General features: G+C 67.5%; 14 protein-coding genes. 6 read left to right on the top strand and 8 right to left on the bottom strand.

What is annotated here, in order from left to right:
* Positions 1-6 precede the first annotated feature (6 nt).
* Positions 7-597, bottom strand: coding sequence for a TetR/AcrR family transcriptional regulator (locus AAYO93_RS13185; protein WP_345761640.1), 591 nt, complete (start codon positions 595-597; stop codon positions 7-9).
* 97 nt (positions 598-694) lie between these two features.
* Between AAYO93_RS13185 and AAYO93_RS13180 the strand changes: the two genes are divergently transcribed.
* The gene (locus AAYO93_RS13180) at positions 695-1393 is read left to right on the top strand and encodes a hypothetical protein (protein WP_345761639.1); all 699 of its coding nucleotides are present in this window, start codon (positions 695-697) and stop codon (positions 1391-1393) included.
* A 21-nt stretch (positions 1394-1414) separates the two neighbouring features.
* On the opposite strand, the gene AAYO93_RS13175 is transcribed toward AAYO93_RS13180, so the two are convergent.
* On the bottom strand, positions 1415-2521 hold the full coding sequence (locus tag AAYO93_RS13175) for an acyltransferase (RefSeq protein WP_345761638.1): 1107 nt from the start codon (positions 2519-2521) through the stop codon (positions 1415-1417).
* Positions 2522-2625: 104 nt separating this feature from the next.
* Between AAYO93_RS13175 and AAYO93_RS13170 the strand changes: the two genes are divergently transcribed.
* Positions 2626-3066, top strand: coding sequence for a helix-turn-helix transcriptional regulator (locus AAYO93_RS13170; RefSeq protein ID WP_345761637.1), 441 nt, complete (start codon positions 2626-2628; stop codon positions 3064-3066).
* 10 nt (positions 3067-3076) lie between these two features.
* On the top strand, positions 3077-3481 hold the full coding sequence (locus AAYO93_RS13165) for a VOC family protein (RefSeq protein WP_345761636.1): 405 nt from the start codon (positions 3077-3079) through the stop codon (positions 3479-3481).
* A gap of 16 nt (positions 3482-3497) precedes the next feature.
* Here AAYO93_RS13165 and AAYO93_RS13160 read toward each other — a convergent pair whose 3' ends face one another.
* From AAYO93_RS13160 to AAYO93_RS13140, 5 genes are all read right to left on the bottom strand, one after another.
* Entirely contained in the window at positions 3498-3794 is a 297-nt protein-coding gene (locus tag AAYO93_RS13160) for a hypothetical protein (protein ID WP_345761635.1), read from the bottom strand.
* 70 nt (positions 3795-3864) lie between these two features.
* Positions 3865-4782 carry a DsbA family protein gene (locus AAYO93_RS13155; protein ID WP_345761634.1) on the bottom strand — a complete coding sequence of 306 codons (918 nt, stop codon included), beginning with the start codon at positions 4780-4782 and terminating at the stop codon, positions 3865-3867.
* A 147-nt stretch (positions 4783-4929) separates the two neighbouring features.
* The gene (locus AAYO93_RS13150) at positions 4930-6168 is read right to left on the bottom strand and encodes an RNA polymerase sigma factor (RefSeq protein WP_345761633.1); all 1239 of its coding nucleotides are present in this window, start codon (positions 6166-6168) and stop codon (positions 4930-4932) included.
* On the bottom strand, positions 6165-6524 hold the full coding sequence (locus AAYO93_RS13145; protein WP_345761632.1) for a YciI family protein: 360 nt from the start codon (positions 6522-6524) through the stop codon (positions 6165-6167). Before AAYO93_RS13145 ends, AAYO93_RS13150 begins: the two co-directional genes overlap by 4 nt.
* A gap of 88 nt (positions 6525-6612) precedes the next feature.
* Positions 6613-7530, bottom strand: coding sequence for an alpha/beta fold hydrolase (locus tag AAYO93_RS13140; protein WP_345761631.1), 918 nt, complete (start codon positions 7528-7530; stop codon positions 6613-6615).
* Between the two features lie 134 nt (positions 7531-7664).
* On the opposite strand from AAYO93_RS13140, the gene AAYO93_RS13135 reads away from it, so the two are divergent.
* From AAYO93_RS13135 to AAYO93_RS13125, 3 genes are all read left to right on the top strand, one after another.
* Positions 7665-9476, top strand: coding sequence for a gamma-glutamyltransferase family protein (locus tag AAYO93_RS13135; RefSeq protein ID WP_345761630.1), 1812 nt, complete (start codon positions 7665-7667; stop codon positions 9474-9476).
* Between the two features lie 120 nt (positions 9477-9596).
* Positions 9597-10568, top strand: coding sequence for a Dyp-type peroxidase (locus AAYO93_RS13130; protein WP_345761629.1), 972 nt, complete (start codon positions 9597-9599; stop codon positions 10566-10568).
* A gap of 70 nt (positions 10569-10638) precedes the next feature.
* On the top strand, positions 10639-11265 hold the full coding sequence (locus AAYO93_RS13125; RefSeq protein WP_345761628.1) for a hypothetical protein: 627 nt from the start codon (positions 10639-10641) through the stop codon (positions 11263-11265).
* An 8-nt stretch (positions 11266-11273) separates the two neighbouring features.
* Here the strand turns inward: AAYO93_RS13125 and AAYO93_RS13120 are convergent, their stop codons facing one another.
* Positions 11274-12905, bottom strand: coding sequence for a DUF222 domain-containing protein (locus tag AAYO93_RS13120; protein ID WP_345761627.1), 1632 nt, complete (start codon positions 12903-12905; stop codon positions 11274-11276).
* Positions 12906-12951: the final 46 nt, after the last annotated feature.

The raw sequence follows: 12951 nt of genomic DNA, 5'->3' as shown, positions 1-12951 counted from the left end.
GTTTCGTCAGGGTGCGGTGGCCCTGTCGAAGAGCTGGATCGCTTCACTGATGTAGTGGTCGATATCCAGGGTCGGATGCGCGGTGAAGTGGAAGGATGCCCCGTCGACGATCGCGCGGATCGCGAGTGCCATGACCTCCGGATCGAACGAACCGAACTCGCCGGTCTCCTGACCGGACGCAAGAAGATGCGCCAGCGGTGCGACAGCATCCGAGCCGTCGCTGGGGGGTCCGCCGTTCTCCTGGATGCGGTGCACGGCGTTGACGTGCGCGGCATTCTCGGCGATGAAGTGCAGGTTCGAGGCCAGGTAGGCGCGCAGCATGTCGCACCGGTTGTCTTCGGCCATGATGCGTTCGGTCATGTAGGCGCCGCCGGCCTGGAACAGCGCGACGACGACCGCCTCGTAGATCGCCTCCTTCGTCTTGAAGTGGTACAGCACGGTGCTCTTGCTCGTGCCCGCCTCAGCGGCGATCCGTTCCACGGAAGCGGCAGCGTAGCCCTCGCGGTCGAGGAGGGCTATCGCGGCGTTCACGATGTCCGCCTGGCGTGCGCGTTGAGTGCGCGTCAGGCGGGGTTCCAATTCAGAATCTGACCGCATGGTCTGATATTAGACCGTATGGTCAGAATTCGGAAGTGGGATGCGCATCCCGCGTGCTACTGTTTCGGCACGAACGATGCCGACGAGGGGATCGACGATGGGAACGCTGACGGGATTCACGCCGGGTACGAGTGGCTTGCACTATCCCAATTCGTGGCCGTCCGAACCGGACGTGAAGATCGCGACGCCCTTCGGGTCCATCCCGATCGGTGACGCCTCGAACGGACTCTGCGGAGGCATGGCGTTCGCCGCCGCCGACCTGTTCGTCGCCAAGCGGCAGCCGCCCGAGACGAACCAGAACCCTCCGGCCGACTCGCCGGCCTTCGACTACATCGTGCGGCGTCTCATCGACAGCTTCAACATCCCTGCCGGCGTCGCCGAATACTACGAGTGGATGGTTCTGGGGCGCGAAGATGTCGGGTTCGGCCTGGTCATCCACGGGACCTCCTATCGCACGGTCGAGGAGGAGCTCCCGAAGCTGCGGAAGGCGATCGACAAGGGCACCCCGTGTCCGCTCGGGCTGATCCTGGTCAACTCCACCAATCCGATGGATCTCGGCAAGAACCACCAGGTGCTGGCCTACGCCTACGACGACAACGGCGGCACGACGACCGTCTCGGTCTACGACAGCAATGTCCCCGACACCGAGGTCACCATCACGTTCAGCACCGCCCACCCGGAGCGCGGGACGAAATTCTCCTACTCGGGCAACGAGGCAGAAGTGTTCGGCTTCTTCACCGTCCCCTACCATCCCGCGGACCCGTCCGCTCTCTTCGACGCGAAGGTGCGGGCCTGACCGGACTGCGGGCCGGGACGCTCAGAAGAAGCGGCGGAGCACGGGAACCCGTCGCGCACCGATGCTCACTGCGAACGAGATGACCACGACGACCGCCCAGAAGGCCGCAGCGCCGAAGAGGTTCGTCGCGCGTAGTTCGGCGAAGCCGGGAAACAGGGTCACGATGAGCACGATGAAGAAGAAGTGGACGAGGAACACACCGAACGACGCGTCCGAGAGTTCCCTCACGAAACGCGCGGCGCGGCCCGTCCCGCTCACCTTCGCGAAAATGCTCTGACCCACGACGAAGACCCCGATCGACGCTGCGGCGACGATCACGCTCAGGTAGCCGAGCGGGGAGACCGCGTTCAGGAGCACGTGACGACCCGAATTGGCGTACTGCCAGATCGTCTCAGCGAGGAGGGCCAGGGTGACGATGGCCGCGAGAGTCGCCCATGGCCAGGAAAGAGCGATGTTGCGGAGAGCCCAACCCGCCAGGAAGTAGCCCACATAGGGAACCCATTGCGTCAGCGCGCCGAGAACGATCGGCCTCGGTGCGCTGTTGAGAGCGGACAGGTCGGCGATCACGTAGACGAGGAGCGTCGACGCGAGAACCGTGCCTGCGAAGATGTAGGCCCGCCCCGCGCCGCCGCCGGCAAGGAACGCCGCCAGCACCGGCGCGACGGCATAGAGGCCCACGATGAGGTAGAGGAAGTACAGGTGGGTGTAGGTCTTGCCGTCTGCGATCTGCTGCAGGACATCGGCGAGGCTCAGGTTGCGATGGCTGAGCCATTGCTGCACGACGAGGATGTAGAAGATCTGCCACCCGATGAAAGCCGGGCCAAGCCGGAGCAGCCGCTTGCGATAGAACGCGCGCGGTCCCGCCGCGTGCGCTCGGGGCCCGAGAACGAGCGCGCCGCTCACCATGACGAAGACCGGGATGACCCACACGTTGCCGATGTCGAGCGCTGTCGCGACCCACCAGCTTCCGGACCCGCGGATGGCCGGGTTCGTCACCATGCCTGCGAAGACGTGGATGGCGACGACGCCGAGGATGGCGGCGACACGAAGCACGTCGAGCGCCACTGAGCGGGATCGCGCTCCCGATGCGGCCGGCGGCACGGTCGTCTCGGAGTCGGCAGCGGTCATCCGTTCAGGGTAGCAATCCGCGGCGGTCGCTTCTCACGCTGCCGGCGCCGCAGGGTGGCCGAATCAGAGGTTGACGTGTCGCAGGCGGGTGTTACTGTCGTTGCATGACGCCTCAGGAGCTCGCCAACCTCGCGCATCTGCGCCGGGCGCGTGACTTCATCGACCGGGAGTACGCCCGGCCGCTCGATGTGCCGACCCTCGCGTCGAAGGCCCTGATGTCGCCGGCGCACTTCTCGCGGCAGTTCCGCGCCGCCTACGGCGAGACGCCGTACTCCTACCTGATGACCCGTCGCATCGAACGGGCGATGGCACTGCTTCGGGAGGGGATGACCGTGACCGACGCGTGCATGACCGTCGGTTGTACGTCGCTCGGCTCGTTCAGCTCGCGGTTCACCGAGATCGTCGGCGAGACTCCCAGCTCCTACCGCCAGCGCGAGCACCACGCGGTGACCGCGATGCCGCCGTGCGTCGCCAAGGTTCGCACGCGACCCACCAGGAGCAAGGCGAGCAGGATTCGAGAAGCGGCCGACTCCGACGCTGCCTAGCGTTGTCGGTATGACTATCTCACTTCAGTACACGAACATCACTGTCAACGACGTCGACGAGTCGATCGCGTTCTACCGGGATGCGCTCGGCCTCGATGTACGCAACGACGTGTCGAGCGGTGGGCACCGCTGGGTGACGCTGGGCAGCGAAGAGCAGCCCGAGCTGGGGATCGTGCTCTCCGACCCGCACGCCGGCCGCTCGCAGGCCGATGGCGACACCCTTCAGGAGTTGGTCACCAAGGGCGCTCTCGGTCCGATCGTCTTCCGGTCCGACGACGTGGACGCGGCCTTCGAAGCCATCCGTGCGTCGGGTGCGGAGGTGCTCCAGGAGCCCATCGACCAGCCGTGGGGACCGCGCGACTGCGCATTCCGCGACCCGTCGGGCAACATGGTGCGTCTTTCGCAGGCTGCCTGACCGGCTGCCGCCTGACCTATTCGACGAAGTCGTCGTCGTTCGGGATCGCGTCGAACGGATCGTCCTGCCTGTTGTGCTCGTCGTAGGTGGGTGACGCCTCGCCGGGCGACCCGCCTGTCGGCCCATCGTTGCCGTCGCCGGCGCCGGACCACACGGTCTCGCCGGCGACGGCGTCGTTTGTCACCAGGTGATCCGCGAAGTCGTCGTCACCGATCGCGTCATCGAGGGCGTAATCCTTGTCGCCGTCCTTGTCGTACCCCAGCGCATCGCGTCCGTCCGCATCGAACTGCGGGGTTATGTTCTCGTTGCTCATGAGGTGAACGCTACTCCGGCAGGTCGGAGCGTCAATGCGCGGCGACCTGCCGGAGTGCGAAGGCAGGAGACTACTTCGAGGGCGTCGGAGTCGGCGTGGGCGTCGGCGACGAAGTCGACGAGGCGGCCTGCACTGCGGAGCCGACGAACTGCAGGAACGCGTTCGCGTCGCTCAGCGAACCCGTGTACTGCTGGCCGTTGACGATCACGGTCGGCGTGCCGGTGAGCTTCGCCATCGTGGAGTTGGGCAGCGGCTTCGTGAGCACACGCGTGGTCGCCGACGACACCCAGTCCTTGAACGTCTGATTGTTCACGCACTTGGTGATCGCAGAGGAACTCGCGCCTGCGCCCTTCAGCACGGACAGGATCTTCGAATCCGTGAGCCCGGTACCGCCTTCGGCCGGCTGATTCGCGAACAGGGCGCTGTTCACGGCGTAGAACTTGTTCGGGTCGTAGTTGGCGACACAGGCCGCCGCGTTCGCCGCACGCGTCGAGTACTTGGTGCCACTCGAGGAGGCGTCGAGGATGGCGATCGGGTGGATCTCCACCGTCGCGATGCCGCCGTTGAGCCACTGGCCGATCTGGGTCGCGTTCGCCGTCTCGAACTGGTTGCAGTATGGGCACTGGTAGTCGACGTACATCGTGATGTTCGCCTTGCCGGCCGCGTTGGACTGCGTCGTCGGCGTCGGCGGCTCTCCCTTGGCGATGGCGGGCGTCGAGACCGCTTTGGTCGTGCTGGTGAGCAGGATGCCGTTGCTCACCATGTTCTTCGGGTTGGCGACGTTCGCCGACGCGGAGACACCGTTGTAGACGAAGAGGCCGACGACGGCGAGGATCGCGATGACGACGAAAACGATCGAGCCCTGGAGCCACCATTTGCGACGCTGGGCGCGCTTGCGAGCCTCTTCGCGCATCAGGCGCGCGTGCTCGCGGGCCTCCTCGCGACGGTCACGTTTCGTCGGACCGTTCGCGCCCTTGCCTGTTGCCATCCGGATTCATCCCATCGACGCTTCTCGACACGTACGATCTCGATGCTAGGGGTCCGTACCTTTGAGTCGGCTGTGGCGTGGCCGCCGATGTCCTCAAATGTCGCGAATGCCGGCCCGAAGCGACCGGCTTCGGTAGCGATCGGCTACTCAGGCGAGCGCCGACGCGATTCGCGCCGCCTGCGTGCGGAGATAGTCGCGCTCCTGCCGGTTGAGGGCGGCTCGGGCGGCCCTGCCATACGCGTCGGCGGCCGCGGGCAGGTCGCCCGCGCGTTCGAGGAGGTGCGCGCGCACGGCATCGAGCCGATGGCTGGTGGCGAGTCGTTCATCCCCGTCGAGCGTTCCGAGCAGTGCGAGGCCCGCACGGGGTCCGCTGACACGCGCCAGCGCCACCGCGCGATTCAGGGTGACGACGGGCGAGGGTGCGACGCGCTCGACCACGTCATAGAGCGCGAGGATCTGCCGCCAGTCGGTCTCGTCATCATTCGGGGCCTCATCGTGAACTGCCGCGATCGCCGCCTGCAGCTGGTACGGTCCGACGACTCCGCGCCCCAGAGTACGGGTCAGCAGCGCCACCCCTTCAGCGATGGCGGCGCGATCCCACAGCTCCCGCCGCTGCTCCGCCAGCGGGACCAGCCGACCATCTTCGGTCTCGCGTGCCGCGCTCCGCGCATCCGTCAGCAGCATCAGCGCCAGCAGGCCACCGACTTCGCCCTCGTCGGGTTGAAGCCGGTGCAGCATCCGTGTGATCCGGATCGCCTCGCTCGTGAGGTCCGAACGCTGCAGGGAATCGCCGGAGCGCGCCGCATACCCTTCGTTGAAGATGAGGTAGAGCACCTGGAGCACGACGGCGAGCCGGTCCGACCTGTCTTCGTCGTCGGGAAGCACGAAGCGGGCGCCCGCGGCACGGATGCTCTGCTTGGCGCGACTGATCCGTTGCGCCATCGTCGCCTCCGGCACGAGGAACGCGCTCGCGATCTCGGCTGTCGTCAGGCCGCCGACCGCCCGCAGGGTCAGCGCGAGCTGCGACGGTGCAGAAAGCGACGGGTGGCAGCAGAGGAAGATCAGGCGCAGTGTGTCGTCGTCGTCGCTCACCGCGGCCTCACCTGGCGGTTCGGCCTCGATCACCGCCAGTTCCCGCCGCCGTCGCGCGCTCTCGCTGCGCCACGCGTCGGTGAGCCTGCGGTCGGCGACGGTCGTCAGCCAGGCCCGCGGGCTGTCCGGGATGCCGTCCGCCGGCCAGCTGGACGCCGCGGCGATGAGCGCCTCCTGGACGGCATCCTCGCACGCGTCGAACTGTCCGTACCGGCGTACCAGCGTGCCGAGCGCATATGGCGCGGCGTCGCGCAGCGCCTCCTCGAATCGCACCGTCTCGGTCCGGCGGGTCACACTTCCGGCGGCCCGCCCGGGATGGGACGCACTTCGACGACGTCCGACCATTTCACGATGCCTTCGGCGATCTCGAGCAGGCGCGCCTCGCTTTCGACGTCGACGATCCAGAACCCGATCACAGACTCTTTCGCCTCGGCGAACGGGCCGTCCGTCGCGGTGACCGCACCGTCGACGAACCGGACGGTCTTCGCTGTGCCGGGGTCGGCGAGGCCCTCGTTGTACACGAGCTCGCCTGCGTTCTCCAGGTCTTTGTCGAGCTGGATCATGGCGCCGATCATCTCGCGCACCCACTCCGGTGTCCGCGTCTCCATCATCGACTCGGCGCTGCCGAACATCATGATCATGTACTTCATGGTTCCTCCAGGGATCGGTGCGCCCGGTGGGCGCTTCTCAGGGGAGTCGGAGCCGGGACTGGTTTCTCGACATCCGGGCGTAGCCGGGTCAGAGCAGGTTCTCCGACAGCCACGGACGGATGATCGGGAGCACCGCATCCGGCTGCATCGCACTCGTGTGGTCGAGCCCCTCGAGCACGTGCACCTGCCAGCCGAGCCTCTGGAGCGTGTCCCGTTCGCGCACGAGGGGGCCGGCGAGGTCGACCGTCACGCCTCCCCAACTCCCGTCGTAGTCGATCGTGTCTGCGGAGCCGGCGAAACAGAGACGCGGGATGGTCAGGCGGTCCTGGATCGACCGGTCGTCGAATCCCTGCAGCTCACGGTAGAGCGTGAGGTATTGGCGTGTCTGCTCCTCGGTGAGCGTGATCTCGACGGATGTCCAGTCGAAATCGGCGGGGTCGAAGTCGGGGGAGTCGGGCGAGCCGGTGCCGGGTGCGGGAGTGGGTGCGGGCTCGGGCTCGGGCGCGTCGGCCGCGGCTGCCGCTTCTCTGCGCTCGGCTGCTGCGATCGCCTGGTCGTGTCCGGCCTCGGTCACCGCGAGCATCTCCTCGTACGGTCCGTCGAGCGGCGGGTAGCCGCCCATCACGAGCGCCGAGAGGCGGTCGGTGCGAAGGGCGAGCTGGAGCCCAGCGAGCGCGAGCCACGAATAGCCGTAGTAAGCGAAACGATCGGTTCCCGCCGCATCCGCGACGGTGAGGAGATCGAAGGCGACGTTTCCCGGAGTGAGGCTGTCGGGTTTCGGATGCTCGGCCAGGTGGCCTTCATAGTCGAACGCCACCACGCGGAAGCGGTCGCTCAGTCCGTCGACGAGTCGTCGCCCGAGAGCCGGATCGACGCCCCACTTGCGGAGTTCGGCGGCGCGGTCGCCGGTGACGGGTATCGGATCGACGGGCAACAGGACGGCCGGTCCGGCCCCCTCGATGACCGCCTCGATCGTGGAACCGTCGCTCAGTCGGATGCCGGTCATGCGAACCCCCTTCGCCGCATCGATTCGGGAGGCGCACCTCACCGTGCGGTCCCGGGATTCGTGCGTCACTCTATACGGTGGAGGTAGACGAGCCAATGCTTCAGCTGCGTGAAGCATCTGCGAAAGGATCATCGATGGCCCCCTTCACCCAGCCGGATGCGTTCACGACGCGACCCACCCTTGCGGGCACTTTCGGTATGGCCGCATCGACCCACTGGCTGGCCAGTCAGAGTGCGCAAGCTGTGCTGGAGCGTGGCGGCAACGCGTTCGACGCCGCAGTCGCGGGTGCCTTCGTGCTTCACGTGGTGGAGCCGCACCTGAACGGCCCGGGTGGCGATCTGGTCGCGATCGTCGCACCGAGCGGCGAAGAGCCGCAGGTGCTCATGGGGCAGGGGCCGGCGCCGGCGGGCGCATCCGCGGCCGCCTACCGGGAGCTCGGGCTCGGGCTCGTTCCGGGGTCCGGCTTCCTCGCCGCGGCGGTTCCGGGCGCGGTCGACGCCTGGCTGCTGCTGCTCCGAGACCGCGGCACGTGGGAGCTGGCGGATGTGTGGGAGTACGCGATCGGCTACGCCCGCGACGGGCATCCGGTCGCCCCGGGTGTCGTGAAGACGATCGGCGCCGTTGCGGAACTGTTCCGCACGGAATGGCCGACCTCTGCCGAGCAGTGGCTCGCCGATGGCGTCGCACCGGCGCCGGGATCCATCGTGCGCAATGGGGCCTGGGCGCACACCCTGGAGCTCCTGATCGACGCGGGTCGCGATGCCGGCACACGTGAGGAACGGATCGACAGCGCGCGCGCAGCCTGGGCGGGTGCAGCCGTCGCCGAGAAGGTCGAAGAGTTCGTCGCCGGCCCTGCGCTCGACTCGTCCGGTGAGCGCCACGCCGGCGTGATCGCCGCCGCCGACTTCGCCGGGTTCCGCGCGACCTGGGAAGAACCGATCTCCGCACCGTTCCGCGGGCGGACGGTGCTGAAAGCGGGAGCCTGGTCGCAGGGGCCGGCGTTCCTCCAGGCGCTCGCCATCCTCGACGGCTTCGGTGATGACGAGCTCGACCCATCGACGGCTGCCGGCATCCACCGGATCGTGGAAGCGCAGAAGCTCGCGTTCGCCGACCGCGACGCCTACTACGGCGACGGCGTGGATGTGCCGATCGACCACCTGCTCTCCGCAGAGTACGCGGCCGAACGCCGTGCGCTGATCGACAGCGCCGCCTCGACCGAGCTGCGGCCGGGTTCCGTCCCGGGCTACGGCGATCGGTCGCTCGGCGATCATCCCGTGGTCGGATCAGCACCGGTCGAGGCGACCGAAGCGCCGGTCGCTGCCGCAGCATCCGGCGAACCGACCCTCGGCGTCCGCGGCGAAGCGCGTGGCGACACCTGCCACATCGACGTCGTCGATCGGTGGGGCAACCTGGTCGCGGCGACCCCGTCGGGCGGCTGGCTGCAGTCCTCTCCGTACATCCCGTCCGTCGGGTTCGCGCTCGGAACCCGCCTGCAGATGACCCGGCTCGAACTCGGACTCCCGACAACGCTCACCCCGGGTCTGCGGCCGCGCACCACCCTGACGCCGACAGTGCTCGTGCAGGAGGGACGGCCTTACGCCGCGTTCGGCTCGCCGGGCGGCGACCAGCAGGAGCAGTGGCAGCTGCCCTTCTTGATCCGACTCGTCGTCGGCGGCTACAGCCTGCAGGCGGCGATCGATGCGCCCAGCTTCCACACCACCTCGCTGGTGAGCTCGTTCTGGCCGCGTGACTGGGAGCCCGCGGGCCTCGTCGTCGAGGACCGTCTCGGCGACGAGGTCATCGAGGAACTCCGCCGTCTCGGGCACCGTATCGACGTGGCGGGCCCCTGGTCGCTCGGCAGGCTTTCGGCCGTCTCGTGGTCGGACGGAATCGTTCGGGCTGCTGCGAATCCGCGCGGAATGCAGGGTTACGCCGTCGGGCGCTGAAACTCTGTCCAACCGTGGCACGCGACGGCTACTCTGAACGCGACAGGGCCTGAGAGCTACGGGCTCGTTCACGACAGGGCTCGTTCGCGAAAGGGCCTGATCGCGACAGGGGAGGACCGGATGTCAGACGGAAGCTGGAACCGCGTACCGATCGAGCCGCAGAGCGTCAACGCGCCGCTCTCCGCATCCGCCATCTTCCTCGTGGTCAGCATCGGCGAATCGGCCGAGGCACTGGCGACAGCCCGTTCGGTGATCGCCGACATGGGCGCGCTCGTTCGCGCAGTCGGCTTCCGTGACCTGAACGCCCACCTGTCGTGCAATGTCGGAATCGGGCGTGAGGCCTGGGATCGGTTCGGGCAGTCGTCGCGTCCGGCGCAGTTGCACGTCTTTCCGCGCATCATCGGTGCCGAACGCGAAGACGGCTCCCGCCACATCGCCGTCTCGACACCGGGGGACGTGCTGTTCCACATCCGGAGCGAGCGCAGCGACCTCTGCTTCGAGCTCGAACGACTGCTGCTGGAGGCCTTCGGCGCTGCCGTCACCGTCGTCGACGAGGTGAGCGGCTTCCGCTACTTCGACTCGCGCGACCTGCTGGGCTTCGTCGACGGCACCGAGAACCCGACCGGCGACTCGATGTGGATGTCGTCACTGATCGGCGACGAGGATCCCGAGTTCGTCGGGGGAAGTTACGTCGTGGTGCAGAAATACCTTCATGACCTGGGCGCCTGGGACAGGCTCTCGACGGAGGACCAGGAGCGGATCATCGGGCGCACGAAGTCCGACAACGTCGAACTCGACGGAGACACCGAGAAGCGGCCCTCGCACAAGACGCTCACGACCATCACAGACGCCAACGGGGTCGAGCACGACATCCTGCGTGACAACATGCCGTTCGGCAGGCCGGGGAGCGGCGAGTTCGGCACCTACTTCATCGGCTATTCGCGGGACCTGTGGGTGATCGAACAGATGCTGCGGCGGATGTTCATGGGCGATCCGCTCGGATCGTATGACCGCATCCTCGACTTCTCGACCGCTGCCACGGGCACGACGTTCTTCGTTCCGTCGAACGACCTGCTGGAGTCCTTCGGCTGAGTATTCCCATGCGATGGATCAACCACGGGTGATGCATCAGGAGGCGGAATGCGCAAAGGGGCCAATCTCGGTGCGTCGCACCCCCTCAGCTTTCGTCGAACGCCTCGCCGGCGTCGCCGACCGGTGGCGCTCTCTCTGGGTGGATGCGTTCACTCCCGGGAATGCCAGCTTCTCGGGGCATCTGCCGGTCCTGGTCACCTCCGATGCCGAACTCGCACATGCGTACTACCTCGGTGCCCTGCTTGCGTTGTACCTGCGGAATTCGAAGGTGAGCTCGATCGGTCCCGTCTTCTTGACGGGAGGCCCCCGGCCTGGAGCCACCGCCACGTACTACGGGGACCAGTCGGAGTGGGCGCGCACCGCGGCCATGCTCGAACCGGTCGGTCTGCGGGCCTGGATTCTCGCCGCGCACGCGCAGCCGTACGAGGCTTCGCACTCGTTCGACACCTTCAAGCTGCTGCCGGTGGGGAACCCTTACGCCGCCAACGATCATGTCCTGTTCGGGATCGTCGAGTCGTATGCAGCCGTCACGGGTGACCTGGCCGTGCTCGACGAATCGGTTCGTGGCATGAGTGTGCTCGATCACTTGCGGGCCAGGGCGTATCGGCCGCGCACGAACCCGAGCCGTTTCGGTTCCCGTGTGCTCGTCGATTTCGATGTTCGTGTTGGTGTTTGTGCCGGCGTTCGAGTTCGTTGACATCTGGGTCACGGTGGTGCCGATTCAGGTAAGCGGATGCGTCCGCCGGGTCGGGGTGTGCGGGTTGGGTCGTGGTGGGCCGGTGGGGTGAACCACGGGGTGTTGTCCCGGATGTGAATGTCCCAGCCGTCGTCGTGCACCCGATGATGATGCTGGGAACACAACAGGATCCCGTTGTCCAGGTCGGTCGGGCCGGTATCGCGGTCCCACCAGCGGATGTGGTGCGCTTGCGCGTAGGAGGGTGGGTGGGGGCAGCCGGTCCAGGCGCAGCCGTCGTCGCGTTCGGCGAGAGCGTGCTTCTGGGCGGGGCTGAACAGCCGTTGTTTCCGGCCCAGGTCGAGGACTTCACTGTTCCCGCCGAGGACCATCGGGATCACGTTCGCGTCGGCGGCGAGCCGACGGGCGGTGCCGGCACTGACCGGGGTGGGGACCTCGTCGATCTCGGCGGTGCCGTCCCCGCTGCGCAGGTCATTCAACCCGACCCGCACGATCATCGTCACCGGCGGCCGTGACCCGGGGGTGCTGCAGCCGGCCAGGTGGCGGAAGGCGTCGACCGCCCCATCCGACCGCAGCTGTGCGAGAGTGCGCGACTCCGGCATCACCGCCTCTGCTCTCGTGCCGTCGGAGTCGGGGTTGTTCACGTCGGTTTCGGTCGTGTCGGTGAGTTGAAACCGGACCCCGCCGGCCGGGCCAGCGTCTGACGATGTCGGGCTGACACCGGACCCGGGTTTATCGCGACTGGCCCGGTAGTCCTGGCTGACGTAGGCGGTGAGCTGTGGAAGCACATGCCCGGCAGACTCGGCGTCGAGGTACCAGTTGATGTGGGTCATCCCGTCGCGGGTGGTGGTGATCGTCAACGACCGGCGGCGGCGCTGCATCTGTTCGCGGGGTTCGGTGCCGTCCTGATCGAGCCGCTCACGCACCTGGACGGCCAGTTTGCGCAGCTGCTCCACCGTCAACCCGGGCGCATGCTCGATCAGAGCCCGTTCGCCCATCGCCCGCTCGTCCAGGCCGCAGCCGGGACCGGTCTTCCCCAGTTCCCGGATGATCACGCCCGCCTGCGCGACCGACATCCACGACCGCACAACCCTGGCAGCAGCACCCGCAGGGTCGCCGGCGTCGTCGCCCGGGTCCGCGTCAGCGGTGTCGCTGCCGGCGTTGACCGGCTCACCTCCGTGCTCCGAGCCAGCACCATTGCCGAGCAGCGCCTTCGCAAGGTCTGGGAACTCCGCAGGCAGCTCGTCACCCTGCAAGGAGTGCCGAGGCGCTGTCGCCCGGGCTACTCCACATAACTGCCGGGCAGCGGGCAGTGGTGTCTTCCACAGTTCGGCCAGCAACGACTCGACATTCGGATGCCCGGCCGCCTGCACCGGATCCGCCTCCGGATCGAACGAACGCTCCCGTTCGAGCGCGGCAATCCGGTGCAGGGCCACCGCATCCACCGCCGCCCGCACCGCACCCAGGACAGCCAACGACCGCACGAGCTTCTGTGTATTGGTCAGGCCCAGCGCATCCATCCCCGCACGAGCATCCGCACAGACCCCGCCATCCGCCTCGGCACCCGCACTCGCCTCGAGTGCGCGCAGCGCCTCGACGGCGGCGGCGAGCCGGTCGAGGTCGGAAGCCGGTGGGAAGGTCATGACTCAACTCAACCAGCGGCCACCGACATTCGAAGCCGCCAATAAA

The sequence above is a fragment of the Diaminobutyricibacter sp. McL0608 genome (assembly GCF_039613825.1).
Lineage (GTDB): Bacteria > Actinomycetota > Actinomycetes > Actinomycetales > Microbacteriaceae > Diaminobutyricibacter.
Note: the sequence above shows the minus strand (reverse complement) of the source record. Positions and strands in the feature narration are given on the sequence as shown.